Annotated in this window: 17 protein-coding genes; 2 read left to right on the forward strand and 15 right to left on the reverse strand. The window is 71.7% G+C overall.

What is annotated here, in order from left to right; genetic code table 11:
• Positions 1–315 precede the first annotated feature (315 nt).
• A complete protein-coding gene (locus IE99_RS0126790; protein WP_030176823.1) occupies positions 316–1,563 on the forward strand; it encodes an MFS transporter in 1,248 nt (415 codons plus the stop codon).
• 24 nt (positions 1,564–1,587) lie between these two features.
• Here IE99_RS0126790 and IE99_RS29825 read toward each other — a convergent pair whose 3' ends face one another.
• From IE99_RS29825 to IE99_RS0126870, 15 genes are all read right to left on the reverse strand, one after another.
• Positions 1,588–2,322: a hypothetical protein gene (locus IE99_RS29825; RefSeq protein ID WP_037560146.1), complete on the reverse strand. Its 735-nt coding sequence runs from the start codon at positions 2,320–2,322 to the stop codon at positions 1,588–1,590.
• Between the two features lie 732 nt (positions 2,323–3,054).
• Positions 3,055–3,936, reverse strand: coding sequence for a ParA family protein (locus IE99_RS0126800; RefSeq protein WP_030176827.1), 882 nt, complete (start codon positions 3,934–3,936; stop codon positions 3,055–3,057).
• Positions 3,937–3,952: 16 nt separating this feature from the next.
• Positions 3,953–5,278: a ParB/RepB/Spo0J family partition protein gene (locus IE99_RS0126805; protein ID WP_030176829.1), complete on the reverse strand. Its 1,326-nt coding sequence runs from the start codon at positions 5,276–5,278 to the stop codon at positions 3,953–3,955.
• Between the two features lie 619 nt (positions 5,279–5,897).
• Positions 5,898–6,359: a helix-turn-helix domain-containing protein gene (locus IE99_RS0126810; protein WP_169744489.1), complete on the reverse strand. Its 462-nt coding sequence runs from the start codon at positions 6,357–6,359 to the stop codon at positions 5,898–5,900.
• A 46-nt stretch (positions 6,360–6,405) separates the two neighbouring features.
• On the reverse strand, positions 6,406–7,323 hold the full coding sequence (locus tag IE99_RS0126815; RefSeq protein WP_157610504.1) for a hypothetical protein: 918 nt from the start codon (positions 7,321–7,323) through the stop codon (positions 6,406–6,408).
• 3,570 nt (positions 7,324–10,893) lie between these two features.
• Positions 10,894–12,393: an RICIN domain-containing protein gene (locus tag IE99_RS0126825; RefSeq protein ID WP_030176839.1), complete on the reverse strand. Its 1,500-nt coding sequence runs from the start codon at positions 12,391–12,393 to the stop codon at positions 10,894–10,896.
• A complete protein-coding gene (locus IE99_RS0126830) occupies positions 12,390–13,055 on the reverse strand; it encodes a PulJ/GspJ family protein (protein ID WP_030176841.1) in 666 nt (221 codons plus the stop codon). Before IE99_RS0126830 ends, IE99_RS0126825 begins: the two co-directional genes overlap by 4 nt.
• Positions 13,052–14,830: a putative Ig domain-containing protein gene (locus tag IE99_RS0126835; protein ID WP_169744490.1), complete on the reverse strand. Its 1,779-nt coding sequence runs from the start codon at positions 14,828–14,830 to the stop codon at positions 13,052–13,054. Before IE99_RS0126835 ends, IE99_RS0126830 begins: the two co-directional genes overlap by 4 nt.
• Before the next feature lie 331 nt (positions 14,831–15,161).
• Positions 15,162–15,731, reverse strand: a complete 570-nt coding sequence (gene pilO / locus IE99_RS0126840) for a type 4a pilus biogenesis protein PilO (RefSeq protein WP_030176847.1) — start codon at positions 15,729–15,731, stop codon at positions 15,162–15,164.
• Positions 15,731–16,399, reverse strand: a complete 669-nt coding sequence (locus tag IE99_RS0126845) for a PilN domain-containing protein (RefSeq protein WP_030176850.1) — start codon at positions 16,397–16,399, stop codon at positions 15,731–15,733. Before IE99_RS0126845 ends, pilO begins: the two co-directional genes overlap by 1 nt.
• Positions 16,396–17,436: a type IV pilus assembly protein PilM gene (gene pilM, locus IE99_RS0126850; protein WP_030176852.1), complete on the reverse strand. Its 1,041-nt coding sequence runs from the start codon at positions 17,434–17,436 to the stop codon at positions 16,396–16,398. Before pilM ends, IE99_RS0126845 begins: the two co-directional genes overlap by 4 nt.
• A gap of 156 nt (positions 17,437–17,592) precedes the next feature.
• Complete coding sequence (locus IE99_RS0126855; RefSeq protein WP_030176854.1) at positions 17,593–18,369, reverse strand: prepilin peptidase; 777 nt, start codon at positions 18,367–18,369, stop codon at positions 17,593–17,595.
• Between the two features lie 267 nt (positions 18,370–18,636).
• The gene (locus IE99_RS33505; protein ID WP_030176857.1) at positions 18,637–19,092 is read right to left on the reverse strand and encodes a type II secretion system protein; all 456 of its coding nucleotides are present in this window, start codon (positions 19,090–19,092) and stop codon (positions 18,637–18,639) included.
• Between the two features lie 96 nt (positions 19,093–19,188).
• Positions 19,189–20,421, reverse strand: a complete 1,233-nt coding sequence (locus IE99_RS0126865) for a type II secretion system F family protein (protein ID WP_030176859.1) — start codon at positions 20,419–20,421, stop codon at positions 19,189–19,191.
• Positions 20,418–21,536: a type IV pilus twitching motility protein PilT gene (locus IE99_RS0126870; RefSeq protein ID WP_030176861.1), complete on the reverse strand. Its 1,119-nt coding sequence runs from the start codon at positions 21,534–21,536 to the stop codon at positions 20,418–20,420. The genes IE99_RS0126865 and IE99_RS0126870 overlap by 4 nt, the downstream gene beginning before the upstream one ends.
• Before the next feature lie 295 nt (positions 21,537–21,831).
• On the opposite strand from IE99_RS0126870, the gene IE99_RS0126875 reads away from it, so the two are divergent.
• Entirely contained in the window at positions 21,832–21,993 is a 162-nt protein-coding gene (locus IE99_RS0126875; protein WP_157610505.1) for a hypothetical protein, read from the forward strand.
• The last annotated feature ends 200 nt before the right edge of the window (positions 21,994–22,193 follow it).

Genomic DNA, 22,193 nt, shown 5'->3' on the forward strand with positions numbered 1-22,193 from the left:
CGCGCACGGCCCCGGGCCGGACCACCTCAGGTCCCCTGCCCGGGGCCGTGCGGCGTTTCCCGGTTCTGCCAGAACCGGTCGCCGCCCTGCCGGTTCTGACAGAACCACGGAGGAACCCCGGGCCGGACGGTTGCCGCGCGGTAGCGCCTCCCCCGCCCGGCCCGGAACCGCTCAAGGCCCCCTCCGGCATGCCGAACTCGGCTGTGACGGACGTTCCCTCCCGGCTCGGTCCGTCACCGACAGGCGACGCCGGGCGGCGCGGGAGCACCGCCACGGCGGATGGAGAGGATCCCGGTCGTGGCCCGACATACAGGAATGCTGCGCGCTTTCAAGCGGCGGAACTACCGGCTGTGGGCGGCCGCGGACTTCCTGTCCGTCGCGGGGGCCTGGATGCAGGTCCTCGGAGTCAACTGGCTCCTGCTCTCGATCTCCGGCTCGGCCACCAGCCTCGGCCTCGGCCTGTTCCTGCAGTCGGCGCCGACCCTTCTGCTGGCGATGTTCGGCGGCTCGCTCGCCGACCGGCTGCCCGCCCGCCCCCTCGTCATCACCGGCCAGGTCTTCCACGGCCTGCTCGCCGCCGCCCTCGCGGTCATCGCCTTCAACGGCCCCGACCACACCGGCCCCATCTACCTGATCTCCGCTCTCGGCGGCGTCGTGTCGGCCTTCTGCGCCCCCGCCATCGGCCGCTTCGCCGCCGAGATGGTCGAGCGCGAGGACCTCTCCAACGCCCTCGGCCTCGGCTCCGTCATCAGCTCGGCGGCCCGCATCCTCGGCATGGGCGTCGCGGGCGCGCTGATCCCCCTCATCGGCACCGCCGCCCTGTTCGCCGCCAACGCCCTCAGCTTCACCGGCGTCATCGCCGCGGTCCTGCTCATGCGCACCGGCGAGATGCGCATCATGCCCCGCGCCACCCGCGAGGAATCGAAGATCACCGACGGGCTGCGCTACATGCTCCGCACCCCCTGGCTCCTCGTCGTCTTCGGGCTCGCCTTCGCCCTCGGCTCCCTCGGCCGCAACTACCAGCTGACGATGGCCGCGATGTCGCAGGGCCCCCTGGGCGCCGGCGCCGGCGGCTACGGCCTGCTGTCCGTGGTCTTCGCCGTCGGCGCGATCATCGGCGGTCTCGTCGCCGCGTCCCGTCCCCGCCTCGGCTTCCGCGTCCTCCTCGTGGCCGGCGCCTCCATCAGCGTCTTCCAGGCCCTCAGCGGGCTGGCCCCCGGCCTGCCGCTCTTCGCCGCCCTCATGCTCCTCATCGCGGTCGGCGCGGTCGTCGTCGACACCACCGTCGCCGCCCGCATCCAGCTCGGCACCCGCGAGGACATGCGCGGCCGCGTCCTCGCCGCCCAGTCGATGGTCGGCGCCGCCGCCGGCGCCACCGGCGGCCCGCTCCTCGGCGTCCTGTGCGACACGGCCGGCCCCCGCGCCGCCCTCGTCCTCGCCGGCGTCGTCACCACCGCCGCGACGCTCACCGCCGCCGTGCTCCTGGTCCGCATCCTCGGCGTCCGCTTCCCCGTGCTCATGCCGTACCGGCCCGCCGCACTCGTCCAGAGCCACGCTTCCTGACCGTTCCGGACGCCTGAACACTGATCAGCGCCGAAGCCGCTCCGCCGCCCGCTCGGCGGCCTCCACCTCGTCCAGCACATCCCGGGCGGACCGCAGCGCGGCCTCGGCCTCCGCGGAAACACTCAGCCCCCGCTCCACCAGCGCCTCCCGCACCTGGACGACCGTGACGTGCAGGCACGACACCAGCGACCGGCGCTCGCCGCCGCTCCGCGCCGGGGACTCGAGCCTCTCCCCCAGGTCGTCCAGCCACTCCCCCGTCTCCTCGTCCGGGCACAGCTCCGCGCGCATCTCCACCAGCGCCGACGCCGCCGCCCGCACCCGCCGCTCATGCCGGACGAGCCAGTCGCTCATCGTGTCCTCCGCCCGCCGCCGCCCGCGCACGGGAGCCGGATGCCGCAGCGACTCCCCGTCCTCCCGGCCCCGCACACCCCCCTCCAGGCTCAGCGCCCGCTGCTCCGCCCCCTGGCGGTTCCGCAGCCCCAGGCTCTCCCCCAGCGCCGTCCACGTCATCCCGGCGCCCCTCCCCCGCCGGATCTGGGCGAGCTCCTCCCCGTCCAGCGCCGCCCGCAGATACCGGACGATGATCAGCGCGTCCGGCACCTCGGCGCGCAGAACGTCCGCGGACACCCGCGCGTGCGTCCGCAGGTACGGCAGGAGCCCGAAGAGGTCGCCCTCGTCCGGCAGCAACTCGAGATCCGGATCCTCGGCCCGCACCCGCCGGTCGACGATCCGCTCGGCGGCGCCCCGCGCCTCCGTCAACGTGGGCGCCGGACGCGCAGGCCCCGAAGGCCGCCCCCTAGGTGGCATCTCGCTCCCGTCACATCGGTCACCGACGCCCCCGGTTCTCCCAGAACCGCCCCTCCCCCGCAACCCGACGAGCCGCACACCTCGACCACCACCCCTCCTCCGCCCGAGCCACCCGCGCACACCGCACAACCGGTTCTGCCAGAACCGCCCCGAGCGGCCCAACGGTTCTGGCAGAACCAGGAGCCACCCCGGTTCTGCCAGAACCCCTGAAGCAGAGCACAGGCTCTCCAGCTTCGCGGTCCGCGACCCGCACGAGGTGCACCCGAGGCGCCCTAGGTGTATTGATCTTCAGCGTGGTTGACGCGGGTGATGGGTGGGTGTCCGCCCAGCGCTTGTGGCAGCGGTGGAGCCGTTCGCGACGGAGGAGCAGCGGGCCGGGGGAGCTTGCCGAAGAGGGTGGCGACACGGCGCGACAGGGACGAACGCCAAGGCAGGGCCCACGCGCCATCGCGGACGGGGGGCGAAGCCAGGCACAAGGCGATGAGGGGACGGGCAGCGCAGGCGGAACTGGCATGGGCGGCCGGGCAGGCGGGCGGGCAAGCCGCTACGGGGCGGGGCGGAGGAGGCGTGGGGCGCGCGCCTGAAGAGCAGCGGGGGGAAGGTGAGGCGGCGGACTGGGCCGGGGCGCCTGGATCGGGTCGGGCGGCGGGAGGCCGCCGCCTGGCCGGGTTCTGGCAGAACCGGTCAGGCGGCGGGCTTCGCCGGGAAACCGAGGCGGTCGAGGATCGTGTTGAAGGTGCCGACGATCGGGGCGTTCGGATCCCAGTAGGCCAGGGCCTCCTGGGCGTCGTACGCCTCGGGGACGAAAACGGCGCTGCCGACGAGGGGGAGCAGCATGTCCCCGAACTTCTCCTCGGCCTCCTTCTGGATGATCCGGTAGAACTTGCCCTGGCTGTCGTGCTTCTTGGCCTCGTTCATCAGGTAGAACGAGACCTGCGTGGTGACGCCGAAGTCCTGGTACTCGTAGCGGGCCTTCTCGATCTCCGCCGCCAGCGCGGCCGCGCCCCGCATCTCCTTGCGGGTCGGCTTCATGCAGACGATGACGTCGGTCGCCGCCAGGAGCAGCGAGATCGACAGGCGGCCGAGGGAAGCGGGGCAGTCGATGAAGATGAAGTCGTACTGGCCCGCCTCGATCTGGTTCTTGAGCGCGAGCTGCAGCCAGAACACCCCGCGGGGGTCCTGGGTGAGCTCGCTGTCGGCCTGGCTCATCGTCTTGTCACCGCGGACGACGTCCAGCCCCTCGATGTTCAGGAACGAGGAGTCGTCGTCGCCCGCGCCGACCCGGGTGCGGGCCGGGACGGTCGCGTCGGGCAGCTTCGCGCGGCCCAGCATGACGTCGTGGACGGTGGCGACGCCCTCCGGCACGAAGTCGCCGTCCCACCCCGACCAGTACGAGGCGTCCGACTGCAGGTCCGCGTCGATGAGCAGGCACCGGTAGCCGCGGAGGGCGGCCTGCACGCAGACGTTGTACCCCACCGTCGTCTTCCCGACGGAACCGGCGCGGTTCATGCCGGCGAAGACGGGGGGGAGGTGTTCGGCGTAGGCGGGGCTCGACAGCAAGGACATGGCTTCTCCGAGAGGTCTAGCGCGCTGGCTGCTGGGTTGGCGTCGCGGACTGGCTGATGTGCCGCTGCTCCCACGGAGTGGGGCGGTAGCCGGCCGCCTCGACGAGATGCCGGACGTGGGCGACGGTGCGCGCGTCCCACTTGCGGCGGCGGTCCGCCGCCCGCAGCTCGACGTCGGCCAGAGCGACCGAGTAGGCGAGGCGCAGCAGGAGCTTAGCGTCTCCCTGGGCGGAGACGGAGACCGTGAACGAGGCGGCGTCCAGTGACTCGACGCCCGGCACGTCGGTGCCGCTCATCCAGCGGTGAGCGAGCTGCAGGGTGGGCTTGGACGCCTGCGCCAGCGTCGTCGCCGCGATGCGGATCGTGTGCGGGTCCGGGTCGGCCGGGGCGTACTCCGCGATGAGGTACCGGCAGTGCCGGTCCCGCTCGGCGGCGGCACGGATCCGGTCGGGATCGGTGTCCTCCGCGTCCCGGTTCTTGGTCGGTTCTGGCAGAACCGACCCTCCGTTGGGTGAGGGACGCTGCGCCGGGATGGGCGAGGGCGGTTCTGGCAGAACCTCGGCGCCCTCCGCGGGCTCCGCCACCTTCCCCGACCGCACCAGGATCAGGTGCTGCGCCGCTTCCTTGGCGTTGAGCCCCTTCTCCTGCATGACCTCGAACGCGGGGACGACGAGGGATGGGTCGTCGTCCAGGGCGTTGAGGAGGTTGACGGCGGTGTCGACCCCCATCACCTTGTCGAGGATCAGCCGCCGCGCGGCGTCGTCCAGCGTGAGCAGCTTGATCCGCTTGACGATGTGCGACTTGCTGCGCCCCCGCCGGTCGGCGATCTCCTGGTAGCTGTAGCCCATCTCCTCGCGCAGCCGACGGTATCCCTCGCCCTCCTGGAAGGGGGTGAGGTTACGTCGCTTGTCGTTCTCGTCGAGGAAGACCTCATCGAGGACGGGCAGCAGATTGTTCTGCACATCGACCCGCAATTCCCCCATCCCCGCCACCTGCGCCGCGTCGAGACGCCGGTGGCCGGTGATGACGACGTACCGCACGTCCGCTGTGAAGTGCTCCTTGTACTGCGGGTAGAGCTTCAGGAACTCGCCGGTCTCACCGACGACGAGGGCCTGGATGAGGCCCACCGTCCGCAGCGAGACCACCATCTCCTCCCGCTCCTCGTCCGTGCCGAGATCGCTGCCCCGCAGGTTCCGGGGATTCGGCGCGATCTCGTCGATCGGAACGGGAGTTCCCGGGCCTTTCGGCACCGGAGACTGGATGAGAGGACGTTCGCTCAGCCGGATCGGGCCGTCCGGCGTCTTCGGCGCGTGGGGCGAACCGCCGGCCTTTCCCCGAGGCATGGTGTCCTCCTTCTGATCGGGGGTTCTGAGAGCTCGCGAGGGAAAACCCTAGCGGTTCTGGCAGAACCGACGGTGGAGACGCGCGGCTTGCCGGTCGTGTCCTGTTCGAACCTGGCCCGATTCGAGACCCTCCCCATCGGCAGGATCGCGCTCTCCGATTCCGGACGCGTTCGGCGAGCCGCGCCCCGGTGGCACCCGCCTCGGCAGAGTCTGAGTGGGGCGGATGCGTGCTGCGGTTCTCGGAAATCCCCTCACAGCAGGCATTGCAGCCACCCACTGAGCCGGGCGCTCTGGCAATCGCGGTATGGCGGACGGCGGCGATACCTGTGTGGCGCCGTGCCGGAGCAGGACGGTCGGCCGCATCCTCTGATGGGCGCGTCTATCCGAACCATGACGAGCAGTAACGGCGGTTCTGGCAGAACCGAGCGGTTCTGCCAGAACCGCTGCCGTCTCAAGCCGTCACACTCGAACGCCGCATGGACAGGCCACCGGACAGAGCTGTCCTGAGACAGAAGGCGCAATGGCGCAAATCGGAAGAAAGAGAAATGCCACGTCAGGGCGCTGATCGCAGCCCATTCGACGCGCGTCAATTATTTATTGACGACGAGCGGGTCTCGGATCAGGCGCTCGAGCGCAGGTTGCAGATCTGCCGCTCGTAGCGCTGGCGGCGCTGCGCGTTGAAGCTCTCCGGGTCCAGCGCGGCGATGGGCGGGATGCTCGTGACCGGTCCGGCCGTCTTGCCGTTGGTGAGCAGCGGGTGCAGCTGGTACTCGCCGGGCTGGTACGTCACGATCAGGCCCGCGGCGGCGAGCTCCTTGAAGGCGCGGTTGATCGTCGGGAGCACCATGCCCAGGGCGGCGCTCGCCTCCCGCTGGCTGACCCGGACGGTGCCCGTCTCGGGATGCTGGTGCCCCAGGAGATACCAGAGAAGCCGGTACGACCCCGCGTTCAGATCGATCAGCGACATCAGTTCGGCGACGCGTCGGTCGAGACTGATGGGTGCATCGCTCGGGGGTGGCGACACGTATCCGTTCATCGTCCCCCTCCGGTTGTTGCCCGCGGTCCGCGGTTCGGTCCTCATCCGGACGGTACCACCGAGCGGGCCACCTCGGCCGCAGGCATTCCGATCACGACACTCTCCGACGGCTGCGTTCGCGGCTGACCGCGCTGGCCAGGGTCCGCGGATTGGCCGCGATCCCCTTGGCCGCCAGCCATTTCTCGATGCGGGAGAGTTCGACGTCGGCGCCGAGCTCGTCCATCGCCTTCCGGACGCTCCCGGTGACCGATACCCGCGACCGGGCGACCGATACGCGCTGAGCGGTCAGCCCCGCGTCCTCTGCGGCCTCGCTGGAAGGCCCTGTAGCGGCCTCTGGGGCCCGATCCCGGTACCGGAGGACGACAGTCTCCGCCGTCTCGCCGACCTCGGTCTCCAGGGCCTCTGCGGCGCTCTCGGCGTCGAACGGCAGCGTGAACAGCTGCGCGTCCTCGGCCGACTCGACGGCCGACGCGGCGATCTCCTGCCGGCGCTCGTACTCGCGGACCGCGAGCCACTCCTCGGGGTGGTCCCGGCCCGGGATCATGAACTCCTTGGGCCCGTAGATCAGCCAGGACGCCTGGGCCTCCGCCTGCTTGTTGGAGTTGCCGCAGCTCGTCAGCCAGGGGTTGAGGAGGATCAGCGCGCGGCGGGGGCGGTAGATCCAGCCGATCGACTCGAAGTAGTCGAGCGGGTCGCGCAGGCCCGAGCGTGGAACGTTGCAGGTCTCGGAGAGCTCCGCCTGGCTGATGCGCAGCTCCCAGGACGAGTTCTCGTACTCCTGAAGGCTCAGCAGCGCCAGCCACACCCGGAACCAGCGCCGGGGCATGTTGAGCTGGGAGAGGACCCGGAGCATCGCGCGGGCGTCCTGGACGAATCCGCTCACGTTCTCGTGGGCGACGAACTCGTATCCGGCGGCCTGCCGCACGCTCAGGCTGACGCCGCCGCTCTTCGCCGGCCGCAAGACCAGAGCGGTCCCCGGCTGCAAGTTCGGGATCTTCAATACGTCCACGGCGTCACCCCCATTCCGTCCGCGTGGCGAGACTTCCCCTCACTCTCCAGGACGTTAGCACGAGCGATAACAGTTATGACCCACACGCTGGGTCCATTGCAACCTGTGTCGCGAGGATGGGGCGTCCCGGTCATCGCGGGCGTTTGCCCAGGTAAGCGTATAGATGCCCGCGTCTCGGTCCCAGACGAAGTGATCATGCGACCCAAACGGACGCGTCGCCTTGCACCGGCGAGTTGCAACTCGGATTGCAACGGACCCTGCAGGGGGGTCATTGCAACTATTGCAACGGACCCTCCTGGGGGGTCCGTTGCAATCTGCAAAACCGCAGGTCACATGTACTTTCGAGGGCTGGACGTCTTAGGAATAAAGACGCGCGCGCGTGCGATACCAGTCTCTGGCCTACATGTCCAGCACCGAATACAGCGTGTTGCGGTAAACAATCCGTAGTTCGCCTGCCGCAACCTCCGACAACCAGTCACGAACGAGCCTAAGCACCAAGCCTCATCGCGTCAGCTCTGCCGGACCCGGCCCCGCACCCATCAACCGTCGACTCTGCGTTGGTCACCGGCCGACCCGCAGGGGTCACCGCAACCCCGCGCACATCAGGACCACACATGCCGTCGTCACCGTCGTCCCGTCCTTGCGCCGGGCGCTTCCTCGTTCGGGAACAGGACGGTCCCCGGCCCCCGCCCGAAACCCCGCACCAGGCCCCGAGTGACAAGACACCGCCACACGGCGGTTCTCGCAGAACCCCGGGCACTTCTGGTCGCGTTCTTCGCTGGGTTCTGACAGAACCGGCGGACGACCTGCAATCGTCTGCAACAAAACGTTTTTGCAATCGACGCTCCGGCGGTCATGCACCGAGCCTTGCAACTCTCGGGTAGGTCGGCCCAGCGTGCTGCGAGCGCGGTCCTTCGAGGCGCCAGTCGAGGTCAGAGGGGTCGATACCGTCCCCAACCTGCACGAGCGCCGCCCGAGCTGCCGCCGTCCGACGGGTGCAACTCGGCGTGCAATCGCGGATCTGTGTTCACGCTGGGCTCGTCGCAGCGCCTGGTAGACATCGTCTGCGGGACGCGTGGAGTGCCGTGATCACCGCGAGATCGCGCTCGCACGCTGCAACGGAGTAGTCCGTCTGGCAGCCGCGGTTGAGCGCAGCTCCAGACTTGCCCTGGTTTGCCCGACGATCCGAGCCATCCCGGACGGCGACACTGACCGCGCTGGGACCAGGACCTGAAGATCGCGGTTACAGCTGAGGAACTGTGGCCCCGGGGTGCTGAATCAAAGGACTGTCGGTTCTGCCAGAACCAGGCTCTGCCGACGTCGCTCGCGGCTGGAGACGTCTTCCGCAACGTCGAGATGGGCGGGAGCATCGCGACCGCGCCCAACCTCGAGGCGATCATGATCTCGTGGACGTCGAGCGGGGCCCGATTCCCCGCGACGCGCGTCGGAGGCGCTCCCGACGCGACAGGCGCCTCGTCGTCCCTGCAAGCCGTCGTCGTTGAGAGGGCCTTCTTTGCACCGGAGGGGACCGGGCCATGCCTCTCCGTCCTCAGCAGTGCAGAGCCCGCGTGATCCTTCGGATCTTGGAAGCCGCTCTTGCGCTCCATAGGAAGCACCCCGGCCGGCCTTCGGGTCCGCTACCGCTCAACTTCGCGCGTCCCTTACTTTGTCAAGGACGGCGGCGGAGACGTGAGTCAGCCCCGTAACACCTCAAGACCATCTCCCAGGATCATCCGCGGCGGTTCTGCGAGAACCGCTCGGTCCAACCCGTCCGTGGAGTCGGCAGGTCACGGGGAGCCCAAAGCACGCGGCGTCCAGCCGAGCGAAATCGACCCGATATGACCTGCCCAACCCGATTCGTCAGGCAGTCCAAGGCGCCGGGCGTCCAGGTTGTAGTAGCCGAGCGCCAGCTCAGCAGGAAGCGCGCCCTGGCCAGGACGGCTCAAGCGCGGCGGCGAGATCCCCCGGGGACGAGCACACGGCGCTGCACTTCGGCGACCGGGATGGCCGACAGGATCGCCTGCTCGTGGTGGAAACGGCCCGGAGGTGCGGGTGGCAGTGCGGCGGGTGCTGCGTGAGCGGAACGCCGAAAGCTGGGGATCCGGAGAGCGCCTACTCGCCCGGTTTCGGGAGAGTAGCCTGGCAACGCTCGTCGGGCAGACGTCCTGGCTGCCCAGGTCGCCGGGAGCTCGGACAGGCTCGGCGGCCCATAGGGTCAATCTCGCTCGGCTGGATGCCGCATGCTGTTGGGCTCCTCGTGACCTACCGACTCCACGGACGGGTCGGACCGAGCATTCTGGCCTCGGCGCACGAGTGACAGGGGTTCTCGCAGAACCGAGCGAGTGAGCCGTTGGTCAGTGAGACAAGGTCCAGGCGGTGCTGCCGTTCTGGCCGGGGCACCCCTGCGGCGGATCTGCGCCCGGTACCTACGCATTCACGAGCCTGGCGTCGGCTCCCCGTGCTGTGGATGCACCGGGGGCTGTCAATTGCGATCGATAGGTTGGCCGGCCAGCTGGTCTCGCCGATCCGGGCGGATGCGTAGTCGTAGAAGCTGTCGTCGGGTAGGGACCGCTGGTCCATCGGTCGAGTCCCACATCGGCGAGGCGCACCCGGGGTGTCCCCGTGCCACTAAGTCACGGATGTGCGGTCCGGGGTCGATCGGCGGATTCTCAGAAGGTCGCCGGGAGGCGCGACCTCATGCGGCGCCCGGTAGCGGAAGACCCCGCGCGGTGGGCCAGGTGTGGGCGACTCGGTGGCCCAGCACAGCCGGAGTCCTGGCCAGACCAAGCCGGGGCGGGTCGACAGTCCATGTCGGCAGGCCCCAGCCCCGCCCGTCCAGGAGACTGCTCGGTTCGGCTGGACTAGCCAAGCTGGGGCAGGGGATGCCGGGGCTATCGATCGCGATCGATAGCCCCGGATGGCTCTCAATGCCTCGTGGCAGGCGGTTGATGCGACGTCATCTTCGGCGCATGAGTTTGGCGGTTCTCTCAGAACCGAGCGGGTGAGCGGTTGAGTTGAGGCCACGCCACCGTGGGCCGATGGAACGCATCAGTGACGTGCCCACGCTTGGGACGGCCTCCGAATCTGCGCCGCGGTTCTGCCAGAACCGCGGCCGGAAGGTCTCCAGTGGCTCCTCCGTCGCCGTCAGCCGGACCGGTCCGCGGGCTCGGCGGCGGGCTCCACCTGGAAGTCCAGGCCGCCGTCCCCGGCGGTCACCGTGACGTGCCCCCGTCCGCCAGCCGCTTTCCCTGCTCGTCTAGTGATGCCGCCAGTCTGCGGAGGTAGCACGTCCGGGGTTGAGGCTCATGAGATGGCCCGGGGTTCTGGCAGAACCGCCGGGCAGAACCGAAGACACGGCCCGATGTCGGATGCCTCGCCAGTCCGTCCCGACCGGATCACCGGTTCTGGCAGAACCGGACTACACCAGGACTCCAGCGGTTCTGGCAGAACCGGGGACGCTTGGTGGTCACTCAGCTATGCAGGAGAAGGGCGGCGTGTGCCGGTTCTGCCAGAACCCTCATGCCGCCCAGTGCCCAACCTGTCGAGCCTCCGGCGAGGGAGTCGTCATGGTCAGTCCTCTCCTATGTCCTTGAGGGGTAGCGACTTCAGTGTGTCGGGCGGGGCGTTCCACTTCTGGAGGGTCGAGCCGCTGCAAGCGGCCACCACCAGCTTGCTGACCCCCTGGCCGCCGGTGAAGAAGTCGGGCGGGTCGGCCTTCGGGTCGGTGGGCGAGAGGCAGTAGCCGTAGCCGTCGATGATCCGGTAGCCGGTTTCGTAGTTGCCCGTGTTGGTGTGGACGGTCCAGGTGACCTCGCGGGACGCGCTGCTCGGGCACGACACGATCGTGACGTAGTAGCCGGCGGACGGGTTGCCGGGGCTGCGCAGGCAGCGGTTCCCGCTCGGCGGCTTGGTGGTGATCAGTCCGGTGGCGCTGCCGGCGCCGTCCGGGATCGTCGGCAGGGTCCACTTCTGGTTCCAGGCGATGGCGGTGGGGTCGGGGGCCTGCTTGCAGGGCCAGACGATGAGGAAGGCGGCGTTGATCTTCTGGTCGGTGACGTCGATACAGCGGCCGAACTGGCTGAAGTTGACGAGCTGGCCGCTGGCGGCGCCCGCCGCGCCGGCGCCGACGGCCGCCTCGGGGGCGAACGTCTGCTTGGTGTTGTAGTTGACGTAGCAGCCGCCGGACTTGTGGGCGCCGAGGATGACGAGGCTGCCGTCCACGCCGGGGTTCTGCAGGTTGAAGCAGAGCCGGTTGAGGGTGCGGCCGTCGGACGTGCCCTCGAAGTTGGCCGCGTCGTTGACGCTCCACTGCTGCTGCGGCTGGGTGGTGGTCGCGCAGGGCTGGAACCGGACGATCGCGCCCGCCGCGGCGGGGCTTCCGGCGTCCAGGCACAGGCCCAGCGGGAGGGCGTCGGAGCGGGAGCTGACGAGGGTGAGCGTCAGGTTCGGGTTGTAGGAGAAGGTCTGCTTGCCGCTGCCGGGGCTGCAGACCCGCATGTACAGGGGTGTGCCCGGGGACGGGGAGTCGGCTCCGGCGTCCATGCACAGGTCGGTGCCGCCGGACGGCCGGTAGAGGTGGATCGGTCCGCCGGCGATGTTCTGGTTGGTGGTCCGCACGCGGTAGACGCCGCGGAGGGTGCGGGTGGCGCTGGCGCTGGTGCCGCGGGAGCGGAACGACGCGAACTGGGGGGTGCGGAGGGCGCCGCCGCCGCCCGCGCAGGGGATGCGGTTGGCAATGAGCCAGGCGGCGTCCTTGCCCTGGGGGTCGCCGGCGAGGTACTCGATCGTCACCTCGTAGCGGCCGATGCCCGCGGGGCCGCGCACGGGGCCGCAGGGCAGCCGGGTCAGGTCGCCCTCGGTACCGGTGCCGGCGCTGCGGGCGGCGCGGACGTGGCCGAGCGCGACGTCCAGTCCGGTCTGGGCGGCGCGGAGGGCCTGGTCGCGGGCGGCGGTGCGCCGGGTCGTGCTGATCTGGGCGAGCATGACGGGGACCAGGAGGCTGGTCAGCAGGACGCCGACCAGCGTCACCAGAAGGGCGATGGCGAGGGAGCCGCGGTCGTCGCGGGTCATGGGGTGGTCCTCCCCTCGGTGCAGACGGCGCTGGTGTCGGAGTCCGACGAGGTGTTCAGGGCGGCGAACGTGACGTCGATGCTGGCCTTCCCGGTTCCGGCGGTGATTCGCAGTCGGAGGCGCTGGAACGGGAACCTCGTCTCGCTCGGGGTGAGGCCGAACGGCGGGTCCGGCTGCTTCGCGGTGACATCGGACGCGAGGACCGTCCAGGGGCCGGGCGTCTTGCCCTGTTCCCACCTGCGGTACTGGAGGCGCCGGGTGGCGGTGTCGAGGCGCAGCCCGGTGCAGGTGGGGGCGGCCGTGTTGCGCGTCAGGTACTCGACGTGCTGGTTCGCTCCCACGAACGCGGGCTGGCTGATGCCCGCGGCGTAGCGGATCTCGCGGTCGAGGCGCTGGTAGACGGTGGTGATCTGGCTCTGCGCGGACGCGACGGACTGGGTGGCGTTCGCGGCGCGGGTCATGTGCAGGATCGCGCCGGTGAACATGGCCATCAGCACCGACATGATCGTCATGGTGACGGTGAGCTCGATCAGGGTGACGCCGTCGTCGCCCTGGGGGCGGCCGGGGCTCGTCCGGGTCCCGGACGGGTCGGGCAGGGTGCCGAGGCGGAACGGCGCAAGTGGCCTGCGGCGGGACGTGAGCGGCCGGGGTCGGGGCGTCATTGGATCGTCCAGACGAACATGGAGGTGGCGGTTCGGCCGGCGCCGTCGCGGACGGTGAGCTTGACCGTGTGTCGGCCTGGCTCGGTGGGACGTCCGGTGATCTTGCCGGTGGTGGTCATGGTGAGGCCGGTGGGCAGTCCGGTGACGGCCCAGGTGCGGGCGGTGTCGCCGCCGGAGGCGGCGGCGGTGACGCTGACGTCGGCGGTGGTGCCGGACGTCCGGTCCGCGATGGGCGAGGTGACGGCCAGGCCGCCGGTCGCCGCCGTGACCGTCCATACGAAGGTGACGGGGTCGGCGGTGCCCTGCGCGTCGGTCGCGGTGACCGTGACCAGGTAGCGGGTGCCGGCCGTCGGGGTCCCGGTGATCACTCCGGTGCTGGGGGCGATGGCGGTGCCCGGGGGCAGGTTCGCGGCCGTCCAGGTGTAGGGGGCGGTTCCGCCGGTCGCGGAGGGGCGGATCGGCGTGATGGCGGTGCCCGCCCGCCCGTTCTGGTCGGGGACGGTCTGGACGGCCAGGGACGAGACCTTCCAGGTGAAGGTGGCCTTGTCGGCCACGTTGAACTTGTCGGTGACGGTGACGGTCACGGGCTTGGCGGCGGCGGGTGTGGTGGGCTTGCCGGTGACCCGGCCTGTGGAACGGTCCAAGGTGAGGCCGTCGGGCAGGCCGGTGGCGGCCCACGACAGCGGCGCGGTGCCGCCGGCGTGCGCGATCGGCAGCGCGACCTCGTTGCCGACGGGCGTCACCTGGTCGCCGGGGGCCGTGAGGCGCGGGACGTCGTTGATCGTCCAGTCGAAAGCGGCGGTGCCGACGAGCGTGAACGCGTCGGTGGCGATGGCGGTGACCCGTGCGCTGCCCGGCGCGGTGGGGGTGCCGCTGATCACGCCGTCCGACGACATCTTCAGGCCGGCGGGCAGCCCGGTGGCGCTCCAGGTGATCGGCGGGGCGCCGCCGGACGCGGTGATCTGCAGGTCGACCGGGACCGACACCTCGCCGACCTGGTCGCCCGGGTTGCGGGCGGCGGGCGGCGGCGCGGACCTGCGCGGGTTGAAGATCGGGTCGTCGGCGCCGCTGACCAGCAGCGCGTCCGCGTATCCGCAGACGCCGCCGGTGCAGCTCCGGTCCGGCCACGTCACCGCGACCGCGACCCGGAAGAACTCGACGTCGCCGGACGCGGGGGCGGCGTCGCACGCCCCGCCCGCGGGCGACTGCCAGCAGCGGCCCACGTACCAGGACCGCTTGTAGAGGACGTTGTTGACGGTGATGGCCGTGTCCGGCCCTTCCAGCGGGAGCGCCGCGTCCCTGCCGTCGGTGGGGGCGGCTTTGGCGTCCCAGGCCCGCTGCATGTCGGCGAGGAAGGGCGCGGCGACGGCCGCGGGCTCCGTCCACTGCTGGAGCGTCGCGGCCTCGCCGCGCCCGTCCGAGACCGCCCCGCCGCGCAGCGCCCGGACCCGGTCGGTCCCGTCCCCGACGAGTTGCACCGCGACCTGCCGGCCGCGCTGCTCGTTCATTCCGCCGACCGCCCGCGCGAAGAAGGTGCTGAGCGCGGTCATCACGACCCCGATCACGGCGATCGCGACGATGACCTCGGTGATGGTGAACCCGGCGTCGCGTCCGGCGGTGCGTACGCGGCGCGTCGCCCCACGGGCGGCGGGGTGCGCCGCCTGACGCGACGCCGCCGCGCGCGGCGTCGGACGCGTCGCGCCACGGATGGCCGAGTGCGATGCCGACGGTGCCGCCGGGCGCGACATCGACGCCGTCGCGCGACGTGTCGTCATGCGCGCCATGAGGCGTGTCGCGAGGCGGGCGGCCAGGTGCCGGCGGAGCGACATGCCGGGGGTCGGGCGGGTTTCCGAGGACGCCGCCGGGCGCGTCGCGAAACGGACGGCTTGACGCGCCCGGCGTGCCGTCGCCCGCGGCGCCGGACGTGTCGCCGCGTATGTCGCAAGGCGCGTTGCGGCGCGACCCGGCGTCGCGCGTGACGCGGCGGGGTGCGCCGCCGCGCGGGCCGGTGACAGGTGGGAGGCCCGCCGCAGGGTCGCGGACGCGGTGTGCCGGGGGCGCGGGTCGAGCGGGTGCATCGGGCCTCCTTCCAAAGGGTTCGATGGGTCAGTTCGAGGTGGCGACGTGGAAGACCTGGAGGGAGACCGACAGGTCCGCGCGGTCCGACTCGTCGTCCTTGGGGACGACGTTGACGCTCGTGATGAGGACGGCGCGGGGCTGCTCGTTCTGGAGGCGGTCCAGGAAGCGGACCTGGGCGGCGGCGGTGCCGGTCGCGTTCACCACGACGGGGACGGACATCGCCTGCGCGTCGCCGGCGGCGGCGCCCGTCGCGGTGCCGACGGTGACGCCCCCGACGGACATGCCCGTCGCGTCCGCGGCGGCCTCGACGTGGCGCAGGAACTGCGACATGGCGGGCGTCGCGGGGAGGGCGGCGCGCGCGCCGGCGAGGCGCGTCCGGTAGGCGGGGAGCTCGGCGTTCTGCGTGCGCAGCTGGTTGAGGCGGCGCTGCAGGACGTCAGCGCGGTCGCCGGCGGCGGTCGCGGCGGCGCGGACCTCGTCGGTCTCGGCGCGCTGCGGGCCGATGAACAGCAGCCAGCCGAGGGCGAGGAGGGCGGCGGCGACGAGCGCGCCGCCGAGCACCCACAGGCGTTCGCGCGGGCCGGTGGTCGTCGGCATCACTGGGCTCCTCGCGGGGTGGTGTAGCGGCCGCTGAGGGCCGCCTTGACGATGTCCAGCTGAACGGTGAACCGGACGGTCTTCCCCGTCCGGGTGGCGTCGGTGAGGCGGGCGTTGCCGACGCCCTTCACCTCCGTGAGCGCGTCGAGGTAGCCGGCGGCGGCCCGGTTGTCGGGGGCGTTCCCGACGAGGGTGAGGGCGCCGATCGACGTGCCGCCCTGCGCGGGGGCCGTGGCGAGGACGGCGTTGACGCCGGTGACTCGGACACCGGCCGGCGCGGCGGCCCGCAGGTCCGCCAGCAGGCCGGGCCAGCGGACGTCGCGGGCCAGGAGCGCGGCGAGGCGCCCGTCGGTGAGCTGCAGCTCCCGCTGCGCGCCGACGAGTTCGGCGAACGGCTTCTGCTGCTGCTGGAGCCGCTGGACGTTGCGTTCGGCGGCGACCAGGTCGTCCTCGGCCATCGAGGTCTGCGCGGCGACGAGGCCGTAGCAGCCGCCGAGGAGGACGACGTACGCGCCGAGCGCGGTGAGGACGGTCCGCCGGATGCGGCGGCCGCGGCGGGACGCGGTGATCTCCGGCGGGAGGAGGTCCGCTACGAGGTCGGGGACGCGCAGCGCGGAGGCGCCCGGGACGCGCAGCACGGCGGTGTCGTCCGTGAACGGGATCGTCATGAGGTCACTCCCAGCGTGAGGCCGACGGCGATGGCCGCCGCGGGGCCGAACCGGTCGAGGTTCTCCAGGGCGTCCTGGCCGCGGCGGCTCCGGTCGGCGGCGCCGCGGAGCCGGACCGCCGGGTCGGCGTAGCGGACGTCGAGGCGGAGCTGCGCGCCGAGCGTCCGGGCGAGGCCGGGCAGGGCCGCGCCGCCGCCGGCCAGGACGAGCCGTCCGACCTGGACGTTCCGTTCGCCGGCGCTCAGGTACGCGAACGAGCTGTGGATCTCGCGGGCGAGAGGCGTCACGGCGGCCTCGACGGCCTCGGCGGCCGCGGGGTCGGCGGCGTCCAGCCCGGCGCGGCGCTTGAGGTCCTCGGCGTCGGCGGCGGAGATGCCGAGCCGCGCCGCGATCGCCGCGGTGATCTCGGCGCCGCCGCGCGGCAGCGCGCGGACGATCAGCGGCACGCCGTCCTCGTGGACGATCATGCTGGTGATGTGGTCGCCGATGTCGACGATCGCCTCGACCCGCCCGTCCAGCCACGACACGCCGCGCACCAGCGCGAACGCGGCGAGGTCGACGCGCGCGACGTGCAGCCCGGCGCGTTCGGCGGCGTGCACGGCGGTCAGCAGGGTCTGCTTCGGCGCGGCGATGAGCATCCCGCGGACCTGCCGGTCGGCGTCGGGCTCGGCGAGCGGGTGGAAGTCGAGGACGGACTCCTCCAGCGGCAGCGGCAGCGGGTCGCGGACCTGCAGCGGCAGGGCGGCGCGGCGCTGCGCGGCGGGCAGGTCCGGGACGGTCGTGTCGCGGACGACGACCTGGGGGCTGGTCACGCCGAGCACGACCTTGCGGCTGCGGAACCCGGCGGTGGACCACAGATGCCGCAGCGCCTGCGTCACGGCCTTGTCGTCCTGGACGACGCCGCCCCGCACCGCGCCGGGCGGCAGCGGCGCCGCGCCCGACCGGACGAGCGACGGGCCGGAGCGGCCGCGGCCGGTCTCGACGGCGCGCACGGCGGTCGAACCGATGTCCAGTCCGATCAGTGTGGTGGTCGCCATGGGGCTCCTCGGTCAGGGTCCGGCCGGTTCTGTCAGAACCGGCCGTGAGTCGGGTCGTGGGTCCCGGTTCTGCCAGAACCGGGCGGTGGTGCACCGGTTCTGGCAGAACCGTTTTGAGTTGTGCGGCGCCGGTTCTGTCAGAACCGGCGGCGATCGTCAGATCGGCGGGGCGAGCAGGGACGTGTACCAGGACGCGACCGGCGCCGCGGCGAACACGGCGAGGAACGCCCCGGCGAGCATGAACGGGCCGAACGGCAGCGCGGTCTTGCGTCCGGCGCGTCCGGACAGCAGCAGCGCCGACCCGGCCAGGCCGCCGAGCAGGAACCCCGCCAGCACGCCGATCAGCACCGCGGACCAGCCGAGCGGGCCTAGGCACAGGCCGAGGAGCCCGGCGAGCTTCACGTCGCCGAACCCCATCCCGCCCGGATACAGCCAGGCGAGCGCGTAGTACCCCGCCCACACCGCCGCCATCGCGGCGACCGCGCGGGCCGCGTCCGTCCAGCCGCCGGTGACGACCGCCGGGACGAGAAGCACCGCGCAGACCGCGTAGGACGGCAGCACGATCGCGTCCGGCAACCGGTGGACCCGCAGGTCGATGACCGTCAGCGGGACCGCGACCGCCGCGAGGTACAGGTACAGCGGCAGCGTCGCCGACAGCCCGAACCGGGCCGTGACCGCGGCGAACAGCACCGCGGTCGCCAGCTCCACCAGCGGGTACCGGACGGGGATGCGGCACCGGCAGTGCGCGCACCGCCCCCGCAGCAACAGCCAGCCGGCGACCGGGACGTTGTGCCACGGCCGGATCGGGGTGCGGCACTCCCCGCACCGCGACCCGGGCCACAGCAGCGACTCGCCCCGGGGGACCCGGTGGATCACCACGTTGAGGAACGAGCCGACGAGCAGCCCGAACACCCCCGCGATCGCCGCGATCATCGCCGCCGCCCCCGTCCGGGGAACGGCGGGCGAACCGGTGAGCTCAACACGAAACCGCTCCCTTCTTCGGTGACATGGACGAAATCTCTGAACCGGATCGGCCACATGGGTCGTTCTGGTCGCTCGGTGGATCCTGGTGCTCGGTGAGGGCACCCCGCCGGTGCCGAGCGCCCGGGTGGCAGTCGTCGGGTGCCGCGTCCTGGTCACGGATGCCCGTGGGACAGGACGCGGCCCGCGACCGAGCGGTCAGCCACCCATGACCGGTTGCTAGCTGCAGCCGGTGAGGTTGGCGGCCGACTTGACGGACCCGCCCGACGCGCTGTTGTAGACGTAGATCTTCTGGCCGTCGTTGTTCTGGGCACAGATGACGTAAGACGCGGTGTTGTTCTTGACGTACACCTTGTTGCCGGGAGACACCGCGATGGTTCCGCCCGTACCGCTGTTCTTGGCGGCGAGCGAGAGATTGGCGCCCTCGGCGCTAGCCGCCGTGTCCGGGTAGGCGTTGCCGTTCTCGGTGTAGAACTGCTCCACCGCGCTGACGGCGCCGCGGACGTCGGACTCGGCGGACTTGTTGGCCGCGCCCTTGCGGTAGTTCATGTAGACGGGGACCGCGATGGCGACGAGCACGCCGATGATCACGACGACGACCAGCAGCTCGATCAGCGTGAAGCCGCCGTCGCCGTTGTCGCGCCGGGCGTGGGCCCGGTCGAGGATTTCCTTCATGGGTTCTCCTATGAGGGTTTTGTTAGGCCGGCCGGGCGTTCGCCGGACGGAGGGGGGAGCTTGGGGCCGTCCGGGTGGGGACGGGGTTCGGGCTCGTCATTCCAGCCCCTGAATGTGCTGGTAGACGGTGAACATGGGGAGGTAGAGGCAGATGACCATCGCGCCGACGCCGCCGCCCATGAGCAGCACCATCACGGGCTCGATCGCGGCGGTCAGGGACTCGGCCGCGTCGTCGACCTCCCGGTCGTAGAAGTCGGCGACCTTGTCGAGCATCGCGCCGATCTGGCCGCTCTCCTCGCCGACCTGCATCATCTGGGCGACCATCGTCGGGAAGACGGGGTGCCCGGCGAGCGGCGCCGACATGGGGAGGCCGTCGCGGACGGCGTCCTGGATGTCCTGGGCCGCCCGCGCGACGACCGCGTTGCCCGCGGTGCCGGCGACGATGTCGAGCGCCCGCATCACCGGGACGCCCGCGCCGAGCAGCGCGCTGAGGTTGCGGGCGAACCGGCTCACGGCGATCTTGGTGAAGAGGGTGCCGAACACCGGCATCCGCAGCTTCCAGCCGTCGACCCGCAGCCGCAGCACGGGGTCGCGGCGCAGCGCGCGGCGCATCAGCGCCGTGCCGGTCACGCCGACGGCGATGAGCAGCGGCGCCAGCCACACCAGCGAATGGCTGGCCGTCACGATGATCTGGGTGGGGAGCGGAAGCTTCGCCCCCAGGTTCTCGAACATCCTTTCGAACACCGGGACGATGAAGATGAGCACGGCGGTGATCAGCAGCGCGGTGAACGCCAGCACGACCGCCGGGTAGGTGAGCGCGCTGCGGATCTTGCCGCGGAGCGCCGCGTCCTTCTCGAAGTCCGTCGCGAGGCGCTCGAGCGCGCCGTCCAGGAAGCCGCCCGCCTCACCGGCCCGGATCATCGCCACCATCAGCGGCGGGAAGACCCGGTCGTGCTTGCCGAGCGCGGCCGACAGCGGCAGTCCCGCCTCGATGTCGACGCGGACCTGCCCGATGGCGGTCTTCAGCGCGGGCCGGGACGCCTGGTCCTCCAGGACGCCGAGGGCGCGCAGCAGCGGCACGCCCGCCGCGGTCATCGTCGCGAACTGGCGCGCGAACACGGCCAGGTCGCGCAGCGAGACGCGGCCGCTCAGGCCGGGGATGGACAGCTCCCGCTGCAGCAGCGAGTCCGCCGCCCGCAGCTGCAGCGGGGTCAGGCCCCGCTCCCGCAGCTGCTGCGCCGCGGTCTGCGTGTCGGCCGCCTCGACCTGCCCGCTGCTGCGGGCGCCGGCCGTGTCCACGGCCGCGTACGCGAACCTCTTGGTCGTCATGTCAGAGCCGCCTTCCCGGCGAGGCGCCGGAACTCCTCGGGGGAGTGGCACACCTCCAGCGCCCGGTCGAAAGTGATCAGATTCCGCTGGACGCGGTCCGCCAGGTGCCGGTCGAACGCGAGCATCCCGTCGGTCGCGCCGGACTGGATGAACGCCGGGATCTGGTGCGTCTTGCCCTCCCGGATCAGCGCCCGGATGGCCGTGGTCGCGAACATCAGCTCCGTGACGACGACGCGTCCGGCGCCGTCGGCGCGCGGGCACAGCGCCTGCGTCACCACGCCCTGCAGCGTGGACGCCAGCTGCGTGCGGATCTGCTGCTGGTGCGTGGAGGGGAACACGTCGATGATCCGGTCGATGGTCTGCGCCGCGCTCTGCGTGTGCAGCGTCGCGAGCACCAGGTGCCCGGTCTCGGCCGCCGTCAGCGCGGTCGCCGTGGTCTCCAGGTCGCGGAGCTCCCCGATGAGGATGATGTCGGGGTCCTGGCGCAGGGCACGCCGCAGCGCCGTCGCGAACGACTCGGTGTCGTTGCCGACCTCCCGCTGGTTGACCAGGCACCGCTTGTGGCTGTGGAGGTACTCGACGGGGTCCTCGACGGTGACGATGTGGGCCGCGCGCGTCCGGTTCACCCGGTCGACGAGCGCCGCGAGCGTCGTCGTCTTGCCCGACCCGGTCGGTCCGGTGACCAGGACCAGGCCGCGGGGCAGCGCGGCGAGGCGTCCCACCTCGGCGGGCAGGTCCAGCTCGTCCAGGCTCCGGATCTCGTGCGGGACCGCCCGGAACACCGCGCCGCACGATCCGCGCTGCGTGAACAGGTTCACCCGGAACCGCGACAGGCCCGGGACGCTGTAGGCGAAGTCCATCTCCCGGTCGTGCAGGAACCGCCGCCAGCGCTCCTCGCCGGCGGCGGAGCGCGCGAACATCGCGACATGCTGCGCGAGCAGCTCGCCGTACCCGTGCAGGGCTCGCAGGTCCCCGTGGACGCGGGCGGTCGGCGGCGCGCCGGCCGTGAGATGAAGGTCGGACCCGTGCATGCCGACCAGCATCACGAGCATCGCGTCCAGGGACGCGCGGGCGCGCGTCAGCTCGCTCGCCCCCGGCTGCTCGGCCGTCTGCATGCCCTGCCTCCTGAACGGTGAGGTCGCCTCCGTCCATCAGGCGCGACCGGACCGGCCTCCGTCCGTCGTCCCGGCAGAGACCTGCACCGGACCATCGGCACCCCCGCCCCCGCCTTTAGCTCGATGTGAAAGGCGCCGCCCTCGCTGACGCCCGGCCCGCGCACGGCGGGGTTCATCGACCGCGCGGCCGCCCCGCGGGGGAAGGGCTTCGGTGAGCCGGGTGCTGGACGCGGCGGTGGAATCGGGCTGGGCGGGCACATCCACTGAACGACCGGTACACGACAAAGGGGGGATCATGAACAGGGAGAGATACGAGCGCGAGGGGACGAGCGGCGCGCCGGTCACCACGGCCGAGCAGGAGCCGCCCGCGGCCGCTGCGGAGCCTGCCGCCGAGGGGTACCACCCGGACGGGGACATCCAGCGGCTGGAGGACCTCAACCCGGACGACTTCGAGTAGGCCGCGCGCGATTCCCGCGGCCCCGGGCGCGGTCGTCCAGACCCGCCCGGGGGAGGGGGACGGCGCCCGGGGACGACGCCTTCCCGCCAGTTGGCCGCGATTCAGGCGGCGAGGCCGTGGATGTCGGTGTGGGCGAGGCGGGTGTGGAGGGTGCCGGTGGTGGCGATGGTGTTGTAGTAGGTCTGGCGGCGGCGGGCGGC

Source organism: Spirillospora albida, from assembly GCF_000718255.1.
Lineage (GTDB): Bacteria > Actinomycetota > Actinomycetes > Streptosporangiales > Streptosporangiaceae > Spirillospora > Spirillospora albida.

What these genes read in the sequence shown, in the direction of transcription:
- IE99_RS0126790 (WP_030176823.1), top strand. Translation starts at nt 316, where the DNA reads ATGCTGCGCGCTTTCAAGCGGCGGAACTACCGGCTGTGGGCGGCCGCG.
- IE99_RS0126800 (WP_030176827.1), bottom strand. Translation starts at nt 3,936, where the DNA reads ATGTCCTTGCTGTCGAGCCCCGCCTACGCCGAACACCTCCCCCCCGTC.
- IE99_RS0126805 (WP_030176829.1), bottom strand. Translation starts at nt 5,278, where the DNA reads ATGCCTCGGGGAAAGGCCGGCGGTTCGCCCCACGCGCCGAAGACGCCG.
- IE99_RS0126810 (WP_169744489.1), bottom strand. Translation starts at nt 6,359, where the DNA reads ATGAGGACCGAACCGCGGACCGCGGGCAACAACCGGAGGGGGACGATG.
- IE99_RS0126825 (WP_030176839.1), bottom strand. Translation starts at nt 12,393, where the DNA reads ATGACCCGCGACGACCGCGGCTCCCTCGCCATCGCCCTTCTGGTGACG.
- IE99_RS0126830 (WP_030176841.1), bottom strand. Translation starts at nt 13,055, where the DNA reads ATGACGCCCCGACCCCGGCCGCTCACGTCCCGCCGCAGGCCACTTGCG.
- IE99_RS0126835 (WP_169744490.1), bottom strand. Translation starts at nt 14,830, where the DNA reads ATGACGACACGTCGCGCGACGGCGTCGATGTCGCGCCCGGCGGCACCG.
- pilO (WP_030176847.1), bottom strand. Translation starts at nt 15,731, where the DNA reads ATGCCGACGACCACCGGCCCGCGCGAACGCCTGTGGGTGCTCGGCGGC.
- IE99_RS0126845 (WP_030176850.1), bottom strand. Translation starts at nt 16,399, where the DNA reads ATGACGATCCCGTTCACGGACGACACCGCCGTGCTGCGCGTCCCGGGC.
- pilM (WP_030176852.1), bottom strand. Translation starts at nt 17,436, where the DNA reads ATGGCGACCACCACACTGATCGGACTGGACATCGGTTCGACCGCCGTG.
- IE99_RS0126855 (WP_030176854.1), bottom strand. Translation starts at nt 18,369, where the DNA reads ATGATCGCGGCGATCGCGGGGGTGTTCGGGCTGCTCGTCGGCTCGTTC.
- IE99_RS33505 (WP_030176857.1), bottom strand. Translation starts at nt 19,092, where the DNA reads ATGAAGGAAATCCTCGACCGGGCCCACGCCCGGCGCGACAACGGCGAC.
- IE99_RS0126865 (WP_030176859.1), bottom strand. Translation starts at nt 20,421, where the DNA reads ATGACGACCAAGAGGTTCGCGTACGCGGCCGTGGACACGGCCGGCGCC.
- IE99_RS0126870 (WP_030176861.1), bottom strand. Translation starts at nt 21,536, where the DNA reads ATGCAGACGGCCGAGCAGCCGGGGGCGAGCGAGCTGACGCGCGCCCGC.
- IE99_RS0126875 (WP_157610505.1), top strand. Translation starts at nt 21,832, where the DNA reads ATGAACAGGGAGAGATACGAGCGCGAGGGGACGAGCGGCGCGCCGGTC.